At 67.2% G+C, this 15,638-nt stretch carries 14 protein-coding genes; 4 read left to right on the top strand and 10 right to left on the bottom strand.

Features of this window, described 5'->3' with window-relative positions:
- Window position 1: 1 nt before the first annotated feature.
- Window positions 2-391, top strand: coding sequence for a DMT family transporter (locus AB6724_RS08215; protein WP_369338025.1), 390 nt, complete (start codon window positions 2-4; stop codon window positions 389-391).
- Window position 392: 1 nt separating this feature from the next.
- Window positions 393-1,610 (top strand): DegT/DnrJ/EryC1/StrS family aminotransferase, encoded by a 1,218-nt coding sequence (locus tag AB6724_RS08210; protein WP_369338024.1) that lies wholly within the window; start codon window positions 393-395, stop codon window positions 1,608-1,610.
- Here AB6724_RS08210 and AB6724_RS08205 read toward each other — a convergent pair.
- From AB6724_RS08205 to AB6724_RS08180, 6 genes are all read right to left on the bottom strand, one after another.
- Complete coding sequence (locus AB6724_RS08205; RefSeq protein ID WP_369338023.1) at window positions 1,602-2,402, bottom strand: ABC transporter permease; 801 nt, start codon at window positions 2,400-2,402, stop codon at window positions 1,602-1,604. The genes AB6724_RS08210 and AB6724_RS08205 overlap by 9 nt on opposite strands.
- Window positions 2,399-3,058, bottom strand: coding sequence for an ABC transporter ATP-binding protein (locus AB6724_RS08200; RefSeq protein ID WP_369338022.1), 660 nt, complete (start codon window positions 3,056-3,058; stop codon window positions 2,399-2,401). Before AB6724_RS08200 ends, AB6724_RS08205 begins: the two co-directional genes overlap by 4 nt.
- Window positions 3,059-3,160: 102 nt before the next feature.
- Window positions 3,161-4,474, bottom strand: coding sequence for a class I SAM-dependent methyltransferase (locus AB6724_RS08195; RefSeq protein ID WP_369338021.1), 1,314 nt, complete (start codon window positions 4,472-4,474; stop codon window positions 3,161-3,163).
- A gap of 34 nt (window positions 4,475-4,508) precedes the next feature.
- The gene (locus AB6724_RS08190; RefSeq protein ID WP_369338020.1) at window positions 4,509-5,405 is read right to left on the bottom strand and encodes an arginase family protein; all 897 of its coding nucleotides are present in this window, start codon (window positions 5,403-5,405) and stop codon (window positions 4,509-4,511) included.
- A gap of 137 nt (window positions 5,406-5,542) precedes the next feature.
- A complete protein-coding gene (locus tag AB6724_RS08185) occupies window positions 5,543-6,595 on the bottom strand; it encodes a GNAT family N-acetyltransferase (RefSeq protein WP_369338019.1) in 1,053 nt (350 codons plus the stop codon).
- Window positions 6,596-6,760: 165 nt separating this feature from the next.
- Window positions 6,761-8,134 carry an aspartate aminotransferase family protein gene (locus AB6724_RS08180; RefSeq protein WP_369338018.1) on the bottom strand — a complete coding sequence of 458 codons (1,374 nt, stop codon included), beginning with the start codon at window positions 8,132-8,134 and terminating at the stop codon, window positions 6,761-6,763.
- 246 nt (window positions 8,135-8,380) lie between these two features.
- Here AB6724_RS08180 and AB6724_RS08175 point away from each other — a divergent pair, with 246 nt between their 5' ends.
- Window positions 8,381-9,274, top strand: a complete 894-nt coding sequence (locus AB6724_RS08175; RefSeq protein WP_369338017.1) for a SphA family protein — start codon at window positions 8,381-8,383, stop codon at window positions 9,272-9,274.
- Window positions 9,275-9,448: 174 nt separating this feature from the next.
- Window positions 9,449-10,345 (top strand): SphA family protein, encoded by an 897-nt coding sequence (locus tag AB6724_RS08170; RefSeq protein WP_369338016.1) that lies wholly within the window; start codon window positions 9,449-9,451, stop codon window positions 10,343-10,345.
- A 2-nt stretch (window positions 10,346-10,347) separates the two neighbouring features.
- Here the strand turns inward: AB6724_RS08170 and recQ are convergent, their stop codons facing one another.
- From recQ to AB6724_RS08150, 4 genes are all read right to left on the bottom strand, one after another.
- A complete protein-coding gene (gene recQ / locus AB6724_RS08165; protein WP_369338015.1) occupies window positions 10,348-12,258 on the bottom strand; it encodes a DNA helicase RecQ in 1,911 nt (636 codons plus the stop codon).
- A 128-nt stretch (window positions 12,259-12,386) separates the two neighbouring features.
- Window positions 12,387-13,130: a histidine utilization transcriptional repressor HutC gene (gene hutC / locus AB6724_RS08160; protein WP_369338014.1), complete on the bottom strand. Its 744-nt coding sequence runs from the start codon at window positions 13,128-13,130 to the stop codon at window positions 12,387-12,389.
- A gap of 57 nt (window positions 13,131-13,187) precedes the next feature.
- Window positions 13,188-14,336 carry an acyl-CoA dehydrogenase family protein gene (locus AB6724_RS08155; RefSeq protein ID WP_369338013.1) on the bottom strand — a complete coding sequence of 383 codons (1,149 nt, stop codon included), beginning with the start codon at window positions 14,334-14,336 and terminating at the stop codon, window positions 13,188-13,190.
- A gap of 43 nt (window positions 14,337-14,379) precedes the next feature.
- The gene (locus AB6724_RS08150) at window positions 14,380-15,600 is read right to left on the bottom strand and encodes a CaiB/BaiF CoA transferase family protein (RefSeq protein WP_369338012.1); all 1,221 of its coding nucleotides are present in this window, start codon (window positions 15,598-15,600) and stop codon (window positions 14,380-14,382) included.
- Window positions 15,601-15,638: the final 38 nt, after the last annotated feature.

The raw sequence follows: 15,638 nt of genomic DNA, 5'->3' as shown, positions 1-15,638 counted from the left end.
GATGAAGCGTTTCTACATCGTCGGCTTTCTGGTGCTCATGGCCTTCGACACCCTGGCCCAGCTCAGCTTCAAGTACGCCGGCGAGTCGGCCCTGCCGCTGGAATTCTCGGCCGCGTGGCTGTTGCGGGTGTTCGGCCAGCCCTGGATCTATGGCGCCTTCGTAGGCTATATCGGTGCCTTCTTCACCTGGATGAGCCTGCTCAGGCATGCGCCCATAGGCCCGGCGTTTGCGGCTTCGCACCTCGAGATCATCTCGGTCCTGGGCGTGTCGTACTGGCTGTTCAACGAGCCGATCGGCTGGCCGCAGATCATCGGCTGCCTGTTCATCGTGGCCGGCATCATGTGTCTGGCCGTGAGCGAAACGAACGAGCTGGCGCCCAAGGCCCGCTGAGATGCGCCTGCCCACCGTGCCGCCCACCGCGGGCCTGCCGCTGCAGTTCGGCGATCTGCTGCCTTGGCGGGGCGGCGATCTGGCCCGCGATCTGGCGGCCTGGCTGCAGCTGCCCGAGGTGCAGCTGGAGTGCTCGGGGACCTCGGCGCTGATGGTCGCGCTGCGCGCGCTCAAGGCGCTCGAGCCGGGCCGCAGCGAGGTCGTCGCGCCCGCCTATACCTGCCCGCTGGTCGCGCTGGCGATCGCGCAGTGCGGCCTGCAGCTGCGCCTGTGCGATCTGCGCGCCGATGCTCTGGACCTGGACCCCCGGGCGCTGCGCGGGCTGTGCAGCGCCAAGACGCTGGCCGTGCTGCCCACCCATCTGTGCGGCCGTGTCGCCGATGTGGACCAGGCCCTGGCCTGCGCACGCGCGGTCGGCGCCTATGTGATCGAGGATGCGGCCCAGGCGCTGGGAGCGCGCAATGGCGGCGAATCGGTAGGCATGAGAGGCGATCTGGGCTTTTTCAGCCTGGCCGTGGGCAAGGGGCTGAGCACCTTCGAGGGCGGGGTGCTGGTGGCGCGCGAGGCGTCCATGCGCGCCGCGCTGCGGCAGGCCGGAGCCTCGGGCTCCAGCCCGGGCTGGGAGCTGCGCCGCTGCGTGGAGCTGCTCGGCTATGCGGCCCTGTACCGGCCCTCGGGCCTGGGCCTGGCCTATGGCCGGCCGCTGGCACAAGCGCTGTCGCGCCGCGACTGGGTCGAGGCCGCCGGCGACGACTTCGGGGACTTCATTCCGCAGCATGCGCTGGGCCGCTGGCGCCAGCGCGTGGGCGCGAGTGCGCTGCGCCGGCTGGGCGCCTTCCAGCGCGAGGCGCAGCAGCGGGCCATGGGCCGCGTGGCGCGGCTGCAGGCTCTGGGGCTGGAGGTGGTCGCCGATGCCGCTGCCGGCGCCCAGGGCGTATGGCCCGTGATTCTGCTGCGCCTGCCGAGCGGGCAGCTGCGCGACGATTTTCTTCAGTCCCATTGGGGCGACGGCAGCGGCTTGTCCCTGCCGTTTGTGTATGTGCTGCCCGACTACGGCCGCTATGACCATGTGCTGGGCACCGCGGGCGGCGACGCGGTGAGCCGGGCGCGGGACTGGGCCCAGCGCCTGCTGGCGATCAGCAACAGCCCGTGGCTGGACGATTCCCGGTTCGACCGGCTGCTGAGCGATCTGCAGCGCCTGCTGCCGCGCTCAGGCTGACTGCAGCCGGTCCAGCCGCAGGCGCTCGCGCTCGTCCGTCAGCGCACGAGCGGCCAGGAAAACGCTGGCCACGGCCGCCAGGCCCCCGGCGCCGGTGAGCAGAAACAGCAGCAGGATCTGGTATTTGGCGGCCTCCACCGGGTCCATGCCGCCCAGGATCTGGCCGGTCATGATGCCGGGCAGGGTGATCAGACCGGCCGCGGACATCTGATTGATGATGGGCACCAGGCCGCGGCGTATGGCGGCGCGCACATGCTGGGCCAGCGCTTCGCGCATGCTCTTGCCCAGGGCCAGCTGGGCCTCGATGGCGGCCCTGCCGTTCTGCACGCCGTCAAAAAAACTGTCCAGCCCCAGGCTGGCGGAGTTGAGCACGGCGCCCAGCACGATGCCCATGAGCGGAATCGCATAGCGCGCGTCATACCAGGGCTCGGGCCGCACGGCCGTCATCAGCGCCAGCACCACGGTGGCGATGCTGGAGCTCGCGACCACCAGACCCGCGATCGGATAGTTGCCGGCGCGCTTCAGGTGCTGGTGCGGGCGCACAGCCACTTCACGCGCGGCGGCGGCGATCATGAAAACTATGACCAGCAGCGTCATGCCCGCCGATGCCGACTGGAACACCCAGCGCAGCACCCAGCCCACGAGCAGCAGCTGGACCACCATGCGGGCCGCGGCGATCAGCACCTGCTGCTGCACCTGAAGCCGCAGGGCCCAGGAGGCGGCAGAGCTGGCCAGCACCAGCAGGGCGGCCAGCATCAGATCGCCGAACTGCAAATGGATGACGCTGTTCATGGCCGGACCTCCGGGGCGGCGTCATGCAGCTGCCCCTGCTCCAGCCACAGGCAGGGCCGGCCGCCGCCCATGCGTTCGGCCTGGGCCCTGGAGTGGGTGACCCAGATCATGGCCATGCCGGCGCAGCGCTGCTCTTCCAGCAGCAACTCCACGCAGCGGGTCGAGTCCTCGTCCAGCGCCGCCGTGGGCTCATCCAGCAGCAGGACCCGGGGTTGGCGCAGCAGGGCCCGCAGCAGGGCCAGCCGCTGGCGCTCGCCCGTAGACAGCTGCGGTACCGGGGTCTGCAGGGCCTGTTCGCGCAGGCCCAGGCGCAGCGCCAGGGCCGGCAGCTGCTGCCAGGCCGCGGCATCGAAGTGTGCGGCCAGCTCGGTGCTCCACCAGGCGGGCTCGGCGGCCAGATACATGACCTGGCCGCGCCATGCGGGGCCGCTGAAGCTGCTGCGCGGCCGGCCGTCCAGCCAGACTTTGCCCAGGCCCGGATCCAGGTCGGCGATCAGGCGCAGCAGCACGGATTTGCCGGCGCCCGAAGCGCCCATCAGCATGAGGCGTTCGGCACTGGCCAGTTGCAGATCAAAAGGGCCGTTGCGCGGCCGCTCGGGCAGGCTTTGCAGCTGCTGCAGGCGTAGCAAGGGTGTGGCTTGCGGATGAGAAGACATGGCTAGCACAGTTTAGTGCGCTCTGCGGCTAGTGAAAACATGAGCGGCTGACGCTTGCAGGATATCGGAATTCCACAAAAATCCATCTAAAACAAAGACAGATCAAACGCTGCCCGCTCTGATTTTTGCTGCGCCGGCCATGACCGGGGCTACCAGGCCCGAGCCCGCCTCCCGGGTCTTCAGGGCGGCCTCGCGCCGCGCGATATAGTCGCGCGTCAGCGGCACGGCCTCCTGGCGGCGCGCGAGCTGCACCTGGAAGATGGCGATGTCCTGGTAGCGGAAGGCCGTCTCCGACATGGACAGATAGAACTCCCACATGCGGCAAAAGCGCTCGTCGTAGAGCGCGACGGCCTCGGCGCGGCGCGCCATGAAGCGCTCGCGCCAGAGGCGCAGCGTCTGCGCATAGTGCAGGCGCAGCACCTCGATATCGCAGATCACCAGGCCCGCACGCTCTATGGCCGGCGTGAATTCGGACATCGACGGGATATGGCCGCCCGGAAAGATGTAGCGCTCTATCCAGGGGTTGTTGAAGTCGGGCACATCGCTGTTGCCTATGAAATGCAGCAGCATCACGCCGTCGTCGCTGAGCAGCTCATGGCATTGGCGGAAGAAGGCCTCGTGGAACTGGGTGCCCACATGCTCGAACATGCCGACCGAGACTATGCGGTCGAACGGGCCGCGCGTGTCGCGGTAGTCCTCGAGACGGTATTCGAGCCGGTCACCGCAGGGCGACTGCGCGGCCCGGTGCTGAGCGCCGGCCAGCTGCTCGGCAGACAGCGTGATGCCCGTGACATGGCTGGCCCCGGCCACCTCGGCCAGATAGCGCGACAGGCCGCCCCAGCCGCAGCCTATGTCAAGCACGCGCTGGCCGGGCTCGATCAACAGCTTGGCCGCAATATGGCGCTTCTTGGCCAGCTGCGCGGTCTCGAGGTCTTCATCGCCCTGCTCGAAATAGGCGCAGGAGTACTGGCGCTCGCTGTCGAGAAACAGCCGGTACAGCCTGTCGTCCAGATCGTAGTGGTGGGCCACATTGGCGCGGGACCTGGCGCGCCGGTTGTGCTGCAGCAGGGGGCGCAGCCGCATGCGCCAGGCATCCAGCAGGCGCACGCTGGCACTGACCGGCACATGCTTGGCGCCGCGCAGGATCAGCTCCAGCACCTCGTAGACCGTGCCCTGCTCTACCCGCAGGCGCTGCTGCATGAACATCTCGCCAAAGTTCAGATCGGGGTCGCGCAGCAGCGCCAACACGGCGCGTTTGTCGCTGAAGCGGATGCGGGCCTGGGGCCGGCCGCCGTCGCCGAAGCGCAGAGTCCTGCCCGAAGGCGCAACGACTTCCAGCTGTCCCGTCCTGACCAGAGGCTCGAATGCGCGTTGCAGCAGATTCTCGGTCAAGCTTGCGGTCAAACGGTCCAGCATGCGGGCTCCAGAAGTGAGTGGTTCAGACCTCGTTTTAACCGATCCGGCTGACTGCGATATGTTCCACCAGGCGCCGGTTCAATTCATGCTGTCCGGCCTGCCACCCGGCCAGGGTCGCGGCGTCGATTTCCGTGTCCTGGCCGTCGCTCGCACTCATCAGCCGCTTCCACCAGGTGGTGTAGCGCCAGGACGAGACATCGCCCGTGATGTCGCTGCCCACGATCTGGCCGCTCAGGGCTTCGATGATGCGGCCGGCCTCGCTCTCCAGCATCCGGCCCTGGTCCCAGTTGGTGCGCACCACCTCGGGCGCGAACACGTCCTTGTCTATGCTCAGATAGCTGGGCTGCGGCCGGGCACCCAGATGGCGTGAGAGCTCATGCGCGAGCTCGGCGACGCTGGAGAAGCTGCGAAACGCCTGCGCCGCACCCACGCGCCCGGCCCAGCGGGTGTCCACGCCGCAGCTCCAGTAGCTGAGCTTGCCCGCGCGCAGCGGCTGCAGATAGTTCTCCCAGGCATGGCCCGAACCTATGTCCTGCGAGGTGATGCCGGCCACATGCACCTGCGAGACCGCCGGATGCATGGCGACGCGCCTGACCCAGGAGCCGCAATGCACGCCCCAGGGGAAGCGCATATTGTCGGGATGGTTGTCGAGCACCACCACGCGCAGCGGGCGCGTCGCCGAGAAGCCCTGCTCGGCGATGCAGCGCTCGATCAGCGGCCAGCTCAGATGGTGGAAGTCGCCGCTGCCCAGGAAAGCCGTGCCGTGTTCGGCCGGCAGGCCTTGCTGCATGGCGGCCTTGAAGCGCGCGAACCGGCCCAGGCCGCAGCCAAAGCGCACGCTTTCCTGCCAGTCCTGCAGCGGCAGACGCAGCTCGCCGGCCAGAGGGCCCACCGACCCGTCCACATCCAGTACCACGGGGCGTTGTGTCATATCACTTCTCCACAGCGATGAATGCCATCCACCAGCTGTGCAACTGGCGTGATGCAAGTGCGGGACGGCCAGCAAGGGCCGCCCCGCAGCAAAGGCCGTCGTCCCTCTTGGGGGAAGACGCGAAGCGGCTCAGGGGGTTATCTCCACTGGCTGTCGCTTTCGAAATGCCCGGCAAAGCGCCGGCCCAGGGCCCGCAGCCAGGGATGGCGGATGAAGACCGCGTGCTGGGTCATGGTGAAGCTGGCGCCCAGCTGGGCCTTGACCTCGGGGTCGGTCCAGCCGGCCACATAGTGGGAAAGGCCGCGCTCCAGCGCGTGTTCGAGGTTGATCATCCAGCTCACGAAATACAGATTGGCTTCGCGGGCCGCGGGATAGGACAGGCCTATGTATTTGTCAATCAGCCGGCCCTCGTGCTCGAAGCACAGATTCCAGCCCAGCAGTGCCCCGCTGTCCAGGTCCCGGTACTCGAACACCAGGCCGCCATTGTCCGTATCGCGCAGCAGCTTGGCGAAGAAGGCGCGCGTGAGCTTGTCGAAGTGGATCTCGCTTTGCGCATAGACGGCATCGAACAGCGCGTAGTACTCGTCCACACGCGCCTCGTCGGCAAACGCGGAGCCCGTGGGAATGCGTGCAATCTTGAGCTGGGCCCGGCTCTTGAGCTTGCGCCTGAGATTGCTGCGGCGGCTTTTGGACAGCCGGGCCAGATAGTCGTCGAGGCTGGCGAAGTCTATGGGCACATAGGCCAGGGCCTGGCCTTCCACGGCGATGAAGCCCTGGCCGGCCAGGGCCTCGGACAGCGCCTTGGCAAAAGCATTGTCCGCGGCGCTGAGCAGGGGCGAAGCCTGGGGCAGGTCCTTGACGATGGTGAGCATCCTGCGGCCCGCGCAGGCGCGCAGCTGCTGGGCCAGCGCTGCGGGCTCGCCGCTTTGCGGCAGCAGCGCATATTCGCTGACCGTGGTGCCCACGAAGTCGGTCTGCAGCCGCAGCTTGCGGCTCAGCCATTTGCCGCCCGGCAACGACAAAAGACGCGCCTTGAGCGCGTCCTCTGCGGTGGTCAGCAAGTCAAACGGTGCGGTAAAAGCCGGTGCCGGCCAGCCTTGCAGCAGTGCAAACCCCTCTGGAGGGTGGTCTGCAAACTGCCGCAGCAGGCCGCTGGGTTCGAGCTGGTTGCGGAAAGTCTCCCTCGCCATTTCGCCTTTTTTCGTATTCAGTTTCTGATGCGTGCCGGCGCACGTCTGCAGTGCCGGAAACCGGCGCGGCCCAGGCGCCAACAGGGGCCTGGGCCGCGCCGCAGCGAGGGCGCTGTCCCCCGTTCAAAAACAGAAAGGGGGAGCGGCACAGCCGCTCAGGGGGTGTTACGCCTGCTTTGCCTTGGTCAGCAGCTGATCCAGCAGCACCATGGCTTCGTCGATCTCGGGGCGCGAGATCATCAGCGAAGGCGCGAAGGTGATCACGTTCTTGTAGTAGCCGCCCACGTCCAGCACCAGGCCGCGCTTCTGGCCCTGGTACTCGAGGCCGCCTTCGAGGCCGATGTCGACCATCTTGTCCAGCAGCGCCTTGTTGGGCGTGAAACCGTCTTCGGTGCAGATTTCGGCGCGCAGCGCCAGGCCCAGGCCGTCGACATCGCCGATTTCCTTGTGGCGCTTCTGCAGCTCCTTGAGGCCTTCGAGGAAGTAGGCACCCGATTCGCGCACCTGGCGGCCGAAGTCCATCTCGTGGGTCATCTTCATGACTTCCAGGCCCAGGGCCGTGCCCAGAGGGTTGGAGGCGAAGGTGGAGTGGGTCGAGCCGGGCGGGAACACCGTGGGGTTGATCAGCTCTTCGCGTGCCCACAGGCCGGACAGGGCGTTGAGGCCGTTGGTCAGGGCCTTGGCAAACACCAGCACATCGGGCTTGATGCCGAAGTTTTCCACCGACCACAGCGTGCCGGTACGCCAGAAGCCCATCTGGATTTCGTCGACCACCATCAGCACGCCATGGTCGTCCAGCACCTTCTTCAGACCCTTGAAGAAGTTGGGAGGAGGCACCACGTAGCCGCCCGTGCCCTGGATGGGTTCCACGTAGAAGGCTGCGTATTCGCACTGGTTGGTCTTGGGGTCCCAGACGGCGTGGTATTCGTTCTCGAACTTGCGCGCGAACTCGCGCACGATCTGGTCCGCATACTCCTCGGCCGTCATGCCCTTGGGGCGGCGGAAGGGGTAGGGGAAGGGGATGAACTGCGCGCGGTCGCTGAAGTGGCCGAAACGGCGGCGATAGCGGTAGCTGGAGGTGATCGAGGACGCACCCAGCGTACGGCCGTGGTAGCCGCCTTCGAAGGCGAACATCAGGCTCTTGCCGCCGCTGGCGTTGCGCACCACCTTCAGCGAGTCTTCGATGGCCTGCGCGCCACCCACGTTGAAGTGCACGCGGCCGTCGTGGCCCCATTTCTGCTTGGCATCTTCGGCGATGAACTTGGCCAGTTCGATCTTGGTGGGGTGCAGATACTGGCTGGCCACCTGGGGCAGCTCCTGCAGCTGCTCGATCATCTTGGCTTCGAGGCGCTTGTTCTTGTAGCCGAAGTTGACGGCCGAGTACCACATCTGCAGATCGAGGTAGGGCGTGCCCGCGTCGTCGTACATATAGCTGCCGTCGCAGCCGGTGAAGATCTTGGGGGGATTGACGTAGTGGACGGTGTCGCCGAACGAGCAGTACTTGGCTTCGTCAGCCAGTAATTGGGCAGTATTGATCACAACAGGAGAGGCTCCGCAAAAGGAATCCGGTTAACGGTATGCGCGCGCAGTGTGGTCTAGCAATATTTCCGGGCTGTCGAGCAATTGTGTGGGAATTGTGGAGAGGCCCGCCAAGGCCGTGCTCTGTCGCCGCGCGAACCGGGCCTGCAGAGCTCGAGCGGATCCGCATGGGGCCGCTGCCCAAACGGCATTTCGCGATCGGCATGAAGCTTGGTAAATTGGCATCAAGCCTTTGAAACTTCGTCAATGAACCTGACCCTGACCGCCCGGCAGCAACTGCTCTCCATCGTGCTGATGAGCCTGCGTTTGCTGTCCACTCCGGCCGAGGAGCCGGCCGGGCGCGAAGCCATGGACGATGCGACGGCGCCGCCTCCCGGGCTGTACTACCTGGGCTATTTCCTCAAATACCGCGCTCACGATATCCGTCTGCCCGTGGCCGATGCCAGTGCGCCCGGCAACAACAAGGCCGAGAGCACGGTGATCGTGAACCGGCTGCTGTGGATCACCGAGCACCAGCTGCTGGGCGCCGATTACGGCATGGAGATACTCGCGCCCGTGGCGCGCAACTCGCTGCAGATGAGCGCCTATGGCCTGGACCTGCAGGGCTCGGGCGGCGCCGACATCTATGTGAGTCCGCTGATCCTGGGCTGGCATGCGCCGCGCTGGGATGTGAGCGCCGGTGCCGGCATGTGGCTGGGCCAGGCGCGCTCCGGCACGCCGGTGGCGCCCGGCAGCGGCTACAGAAGCGCGGTGCTCAGCGCCGGCGCCACCTATTACCTCGATGAGAGCCGCAGCTGGACGGCTTCGGCCCTGCTGCACTATCAGCGCAACAGCCGTACCGACCAGGGCTGGCGCTTCGGCGACCAGATCGGTGCCGAATGGAGCGCGGGCAAGCGCTGGGGGCTGCTGCAGGCCGGGGTCGTGGGCTATAGCCGCTGGCAGGTCAGCCGCGATAGCGGTCCCGGCACTCTGAATGCCCATGCCCAAAGCCATGCACTGGGCTTGCAGGCCTCGTATATTTTTCTGCCCGCCAAGATGATGCTGCGCGCCGCCTACTACCAGGAGTTCGGCGTGCAGGCCGCAAGCCTCGCCAGCCCCCAGGGCAGCTTGCTGCGCCTGACCCTGATCAAGGCCTTCTGAGGGCCGGACTAAGCCGGGCCGCGGCCGCTTGGCAAGCTCAATGCCGGCATAGCAGCTGTGTGTGAAAACGGCAGGGGCGGGCAGCTGTCGCCACTTATGCTCAGCGCGCCCATGGCAGCCCCTGCCGTGGACGTATCCAAGCGCGACAAAGCCCGGCAAACGGGCTCCCTCACCATGAAAAAACATACTACAAGCATTGCAGCGGCCGGCCTGGCCCTGTGCTCCGCTCTGACCATGGCCCATGCGGAAGGCCACTATGTGCCCGGCGTTGAAGGCATGCAGGCCGCCAGCGCGCCGCCCCCGGGGCTGTACTACATAGGCTATCTGGTCAACTACGACATCCACAGCTTCCGCGCCCCCGGCAGCAGCAGCAACCTGCCCGGCAGCAACCAGGGCCATGTCACGGCGCTGGCCAATCGCCTGGTGTGGATGACGGGCGCCAAGGTGCTGGGCGCCGACTATGGCGTCGAGACCATCATCCCGGTGATCGGCACCTCGCTGCATCTCAATGCCGCCGGCGTGAACGACAACCACACGGGCCTGGGTGACATCTATGTCGGCCCCGTGGTGCTGGGCTGGCATGGCGGCAACTGGGATGCCGTGGGCGCGGCCGGTGTGTGGCTGGACAATGCGCGTGCCAACACGCCCGCCGATCCCGGCAAGGGCTTCAAGAGCTGGATGCTGACGGGCGGCGGCACCTATTACTTTGACGCAGCCAAGAACTGGTCCGGTTCGGCCCTGGCGCGCTTTGAGCGCAACACCAGGAGCGACGCCGGTTTCCGTTACGGCAACCAGCTGACCGTGGAGTGGGGCGTGGGCAAGCGCTATGGCGTGATGCAGGGCGGCATCGTGGGCTACAGCCAGTGGCAGCTGACGAATGACAGCGGCCCGGGCGCAGGCGATGCCAAGAGCGCGCGCCATGCCATCGGTGCCGAGTTCTCCTATGCCATCCCGGCGCAGAAGATGAACCTCAAGGCCGCTCTCTATCAGGAGGTCAGCGCCAAGGCCGGCTCCCTGGGTCCGCAGCCCAAGGGCACGCTGCTGCGCTTGGGTCTGGTCAAGGCCTTCTAAGCTCAGCCCAGAGCGACGACTCTGAGCACCTCGGCGCCATAGGCATCGAGCTTTTTGCTGCCCATGCCGCTCACCCCTTGCAGCTCCTGCAGGCTCTTGGGGTTGAGCTCGGCAATCGATGCCAGCGTGGCATCGTGGAAGATCACATAGGCCGGCAGATTGTGGGACTTGGCCACCTCGGCGCGCCAGGCCTTGAGGTTGATGAAGCGCACCTGCGCATCGGGCCCCAGATTGGCGGCCGCCGCATTCGCCGCCGACTTCTTGCCCTGCTTCTTGCTGCGCGATGCGGCCACGGCCTCGCGCAGCTGCACCTGCACCTCGCCCTTGAGCACGGCGCGCGAGCCCGCGGCCAGGCACAGCGTGTCGAACACATGGCCGCTGTTTTCGCTGACCACCTTGTGCAGGCCCAGGGCGCCCGTGGCCAGCAGCTGGCGCATCACGGCGCGCAGCTGCGGCTCGCTGTAGTCCTTGCCGATGCCGAAGGTGGAGACCTTGTCGTGCGCGAACTGGGCGACCTTGTCGGTTTCCTTGCCGCGCAGCACGTCCATGATGTGGCCCGCGCCATAAGTCAGGCCGCTGGCTTCGTGCACGCGGTAGATGGTGGACAGCAGCTTGCGCGCGGCGTCCGTGCCGTCCCACAGGGCCGGCGGCTCCAGGCAGTTGTCGCAGTTGCCGCATTCGGTCCTGGCCACGGCCTGCAGGGGGCGGCCTTCGCTGGTCGGGCCCAGGCCATATTGCTCGTCGAAGTAGGCCAGCAGGCGCACGCGGCGGCAGTCCGTGGCCTCGGCCAGGCCCAGCAGCGCATCGAGCTTGCCGCGCATCACCTGCTTGAACTCCTCCTCGGCCGGGCTTTCGTCGATCATGCGGCGCTGGTTGACCACGTCGGACAGGCCGTAGGCCATCCAGGCGTCGGCCGGCAGGCCGTCGCGGCCCGCGCGGCCGGTTTCCTGGTAGTAGCCCTCGATGTTCTTGGGCATGTCCACATGGGCCACAAAGCGCACATCGGGCTTGTTGATGCCCATGCCGAAAGCGATGGTCGCCACCATCACCACGCCGTCCTCGCGCAGAAAGCGGTCCTGATGCTGCTGGCGCATCTCCTGGGGCAGGCCCGCGTGATAGGGCAGGGCGTTGATGCCGTTCTGCACCAGGGTCTGGGCGAGCTCCTCCACGCGCTTGCGCGACTGACAATAGACCACGCCGGCCTCGCCTTCGTGTTCGCGCTCTATGAAGCGCAGCAGCTGGTTCGTGACGTCCTTCTTCTCGACGATCTTGTAGCGGATATTGGGCCGGTCGAAGCTGCTGATGAACTGCTGCGCGGCCTCCAGGCGCAGGCGCTCGATGATGTCGGCGCGCGTCAGCGCATCGGCCGTGGCCGTGAGCGCGATGCGCGGCACGCCCGCGTAGCGCTCGTGCAGCACCGTGAGCGCGCGGTACTCGGGGCGGAAGTCGTGGCCCCACTGGCTCACGCAATGCGCTTCGTCGATAGCAAACAGCGAGAGCTTGCCCTGGGCATGCAGATCGTCGAGCAGGCCCAGAAAGCGCGGCGTGTTCAGGCGCTCGGGCGCCGCATAGAGCAGGGTGATGTCGCCGCTTTGCAGGCGCAGTTCCACCTCGCGGGTTTCGTCGTAGCTGAGGGTGGAGTTCAGATAGGCGGCGCTGACACCGGCCTCATCCAGCGCGCCGACCTGGTCGTGCATCAGCGCAATCAGCGGCGAGACCACGATGCTCACCCCATGGCCCAGCTGCTGGCGAGCGATGGCCGGCACCTGATAGCACAGCGATTTGCCGCCGCCCGTTGGCATGAGCACCAGCGCATCGCCGCCGCCTATGACATGCGAGACGATGGCCTGCTGCGGGCCACGAAATTGCTCGTAGCCAAAAACGGCCTGCAGAATGGATTGCGCGGGAGACACCGGTTACTCTTGAAACAATAGCTGGGTGCGCTTGATAGATATGGGGAAGAGGCGGATTTGACCTCGGAACCAGGCGCCGAAAAAGAGCTCTATTGTGCGCTGTGCTCCGGCGCGCTGCCCAAGCCGGGTTATGCGCGCTCGGGCGGCAGCGTGATGCTGGACGGCGAGAAATGCGCATCCAGTTCGTAGAGATCGGCGGGGAAGGTCAGGCGCACAAAGGTGATGGGCAGGTGTCCGGTCCAGGTGCGGCGGTCTATCACCAGGCAGGGGGAGCCGGGCGCGAGCTGGAGCAGGGCCGCGGTCTCCTCACTGGCGGCTTCGGCGCGGATGCGGTGCTCGGCCGAGCTCCAGGGCACATGGTTCACCATCCAGGAGCTGGGGCTGTGCTCGGTGAACATCTCGTGCTCCGCGTCGGGCACGGATTCCAGATTGATCAGCCGGTCCTCGATGCAGAACGGCCGCGAGCCCGCCATGTGCAGGCATAGCGCATGGACCACGGGGCCGGCCTGCCCCATGCGCATGGCGCCCATGTCCTCGGGCGTGCTGTGCCGCTGGCCGCGGCTCAGCAGCTGGCTCGCGTATTCCTTGCCCATGCCCAGCACCACCTGGCGCAGATCGGGGATCTCGAGCACGGCCGAGCTGGTGTGCGGGCGCGTGACAAAGCTGCCGGCCCGGCGCCGGCGCTCCAGCAGCCCGGCCTTGGCCAGCTGGGTCAGCACCTTGTTCACCGTCATGCGCGAGCACTGGTAATGCGCGGTCAGCTCCATCTCCGAGGGGATGCGAAAGCCGGGTGGCCAACGCCCACTGAGAATGTTCTGCTCAATCTCGGTGAGGATTTTCCCGTGCAGCGAAGTGGAGGCGCGTTTTTCCATGCCCGGATTACACCAGCAATTGCGGCGCCCACCCTTTTTTGCCGCCGGGAGCCGGATTCAGCCGGCCAGCACCGAACGCGCGATGATGCTGCGCTGGATCTCCGAGGAACCCTCGTAGATGCGCAGAATGCGCGCGTCGCGCACATAGCGCTCCAGCGGCATCTCGCGCGTGTAGCCATAGCCGCCGTGGATCTGCAGCGCCTCGTCGGTCACGAAACCCACCATTTCCGAGGCGTAGAGCTTGGCCATGGCCGACTGCTGGGTGAAGGGCTGGCCGGCCTGGCGCAGGGCCAGCGCCTGCATGGTCAGGCCCCAGGCCGCTTCCAGGCGCAGCTTCATCTCGGCCAGCTTGAACTGAATGGCCTGTTTGCTGGCGATGGGCTCGCCGCCGACCAGGCGCTGGTTGGCCCAGGCTACCGCGGCCTGGAGCGCGGCCTCGGCAATGCCCAGCGAGGTCGCGGCCACGTCGAGGCGGCTGTTGTCCAGCACCTTCATCGCGATCTTGAAGCCCTGGCCCTCGGCGCCCAGGCGGTTGGCGGCGGGCACGCGCACGCCGTCCAGCGAAACCTCGAAAGCATGGCCGCCGCGTATGCCCATGAGCTTCTCGGGCGAAGAGACCTGGATGCCCGGCAGATCGCGCGGCACGATGAAGGCGCTGACGCCGCGCGCGCCGGCCTCCATGTCCGTCTTGGCGAAGACCACCATGAAGGTCGCTTCCGCGGCGTTGGAGATGAAGTGCTTGACGCCTGTGATCACGTACTCGTCGCCCTCGCGCACGGCCCGCGTGCGCATGTCGGCGGGATGGGAGCCGCCGCGCGGCTCGGTCAGCGCGAACGCGGCCAGCCACTCGCCGCTGGCGCAGCGCGGCAGCCACTGCGCCTGCTGCTCGGCGCTGCCGCCGAGGTGTACCGCATCCGTGCCCAGGTAATGGGCGCCTATCATCGACGAGGTGGCCGCGCAGGCGCGGGAGATGGCCACCAGCGACATCAGCATGGCCGTGGGCGTCACGCCCGGGCCGCCCACGGACACGGGCAGGTTCATGCCCATCACGCCGAGCGCCGCCAGGCCCGGCACATGGCGGGTGGCGGAAAACGCCTCCTCGTCCATGGCCTGGGCCACGGGGGCCAGGGTTTCGTCGGCAAAGCGCGCCACGGCGTCGGCAATGGCCTGGTCGTCCTCGGTGCTTCCCAGTCTCAGAAAGTTCATATCGTTAGCTCGCAAGGTGAAAAGTGGATTCGCGGGTCAAGCGTCAATGCGCGGGGCCCAGGGCGCCGGCCTCGCGCAGGGCGGCTATGGCCTCGCCGCTGCGGTTCAGCCAGCTCGACAGCAGTAGCTCGGTGTGCTCGCCCAGGGCCGGCGCGCGCCGGGCGCGGTTGGCGCAAGCGCCGTTGAAGTGCACGGGCTGGGTGGGCAGGCGCAGGCCGGGCAGGCGTGCGTCGTCAACCTCGCGCAGCAGGCCGCGCGCCTGGATCTGCTCGGACTCGAGCGCCTGCGCTATGTTCCAGATCGGCGCCACGGGCACGCCCGCGGCCTCCAGCCTGGCCACCACCTCGGCCACCTCGTGCTGCATGGCCCAGCCCTCGAGCGCGGCGCGCAGCGCTGGCTCGTGGGCAGAGCGGCTCTCGTCCGTGGCAAAGCGCGGGTCACCCGCCAGCTGCGGCAGCTCCATGGCCTGCACCGTGGCGTCGAACAGCTTCTTGTTGAGCACGGCCAGCGCAAAGTGGCCGTCGCGCGCTTGGTAGACGCCGAACGGGGCCGACAGCGGATGGCGGTTGCCCACGCGCCGCGCGGGCTGGCCGGTGAACAGATAGCGCGACATGGAGGTGGCCAGAAAGCTCAGCGTGGTGTCGAACATGGACACGTCCACATGCTGGCCTTCGCCCGTGCGCTGGGCCTGCAGCAGTGCGGCCAGCGTGGCCCAGGAGGCGAACAGCCCGGCTACCACGTCGCTGACGGCCTCGCCCACCAGCGTGGGCGCACCCTGGGGCTCGCCCGTGGCCTCCATCAGCCCGCTCATGGCCTGCACGATGATGTCGTAGGCCGGTCGGTGCGCCAGCGGGCCGGTCTGGCCGAAGCCCGAGACGCTCACATAGACCAGCCGGGGATTGAGCGCGCGCAGCGCCGCGGGCCCGATGCCCAGGCGCTCGGCCACGCCGGGGCGGAAGTTCTCGACCACCACATCCACCTGTTGCGCCAGTTCATGCACCACGGCCACGGCCTGCGGATGCTTGAGGTCCAGCACCAGGCTTTGCTTGTTGCGGTTCATCACCGTGAACAGCGCACTCTGGCCGTTTCTCATGGGGCCTATGGCGCGATAGTCGTCGCCCTGGGGCGGCTCCACCTTGACCACTTCGGCGCCCAGGTCGGCCAGCAAGGCCGTGGACATGGGGCCGGCCAGCACGCGCGTGAAGTCCAGGATGCGGATGCCGTCCAGCGGGAGCGGCTTGGATGGGGTTTGGGCAGCGGTCATGGGATTGCGTGTCGGGCCTGAAAAGAGGGTCCATGCTG

The organism is Comamonas guangdongensis (assembly GCF_041079535.1).
Taxonomy (GTDB): domain Bacteria; phylum Pseudomonadota; class Gammaproteobacteria; order Burkholderiales; family Burkholderiaceae_C; genus Comamonas; species Comamonas guangdongensis.
This window is presented reverse-complemented; position numbering and strand designations above follow the sequence as displayed.

Coding starts and splice junctions, on each gene's coding strand:
- AB6724_RS08215 (WP_369338025.1), top strand. CDS start 2: ATGAAGCGTTTCTACATCGTCGGCTTTCTGGTGCTCATGGCCTTCGAC.
- AB6724_RS08210 (WP_369338024.1), top strand. CDS start 393: ATGCGCCTGCCCACCGTGCCGCCCACCGCGGGCCTGCCGCTGCAGTTC.
- AB6724_RS08205 (WP_369338023.1), bottom strand. CDS start 2,402: ATGAACAGCGTCATCCATTTGCAGTTCGGCGATCTGATGCTGGCCGCC.
- AB6724_RS08200 (WP_369338022.1), bottom strand. CDS start 3,058: ATGTCTTCTCATCCGCAAGCCACACCCTTGCTACGCCTGCAGCAGCTG.
- AB6724_RS08195 (WP_369338021.1), bottom strand. CDS start 4,474: ATGCTGGACCGTTTGACCGCAAGCTTGACCGAGAATCTGCTGCAACGC.
- AB6724_RS08190 (WP_369338020.1), bottom strand. CDS start 5,405: ATGACACAACGCCCCGTGGTACTGGATGTGGACGGGTCGGTGGGCCCT.
- AB6724_RS08185 (WP_369338019.1), bottom strand. CDS start 6,595: ATGGCGAGGGAGACTTTCCGCAACCAGCTCGAACCCAGCGGCCTGCTG.
- AB6724_RS08175 (WP_369338017.1), top strand. CDS start 8,381: ATGAACCTGACCCTGACCGCCCGGCAGCAACTGCTCTCCATCGTGCTG.
- AB6724_RS08170 (WP_369338016.1), top strand. CDS start 9,449: ATGAAAAAACATACTACAAGCATTGCAGCGGCCGGCCTGGCCCTGTGC.
- hutC (WP_369338014.1), bottom strand. CDS start 13,130: ATGGAAAAACGCGCCTCCACTTCGCTGCACGGGAAAATCCTCACCGAG.
- AB6724_RS08155 (WP_369338013.1), bottom strand. CDS start 14,336: ATGAACTTTCTGAGACTGGGAAGCACCGAGGACGACCAGGCCATTGCC.
- AB6724_RS08150 (WP_369338012.1), bottom strand. CDS start 15,600: ATGACCGCTGCCCAAACCCCATCCAAGCCGCTCCCGCTGGACGGCATC.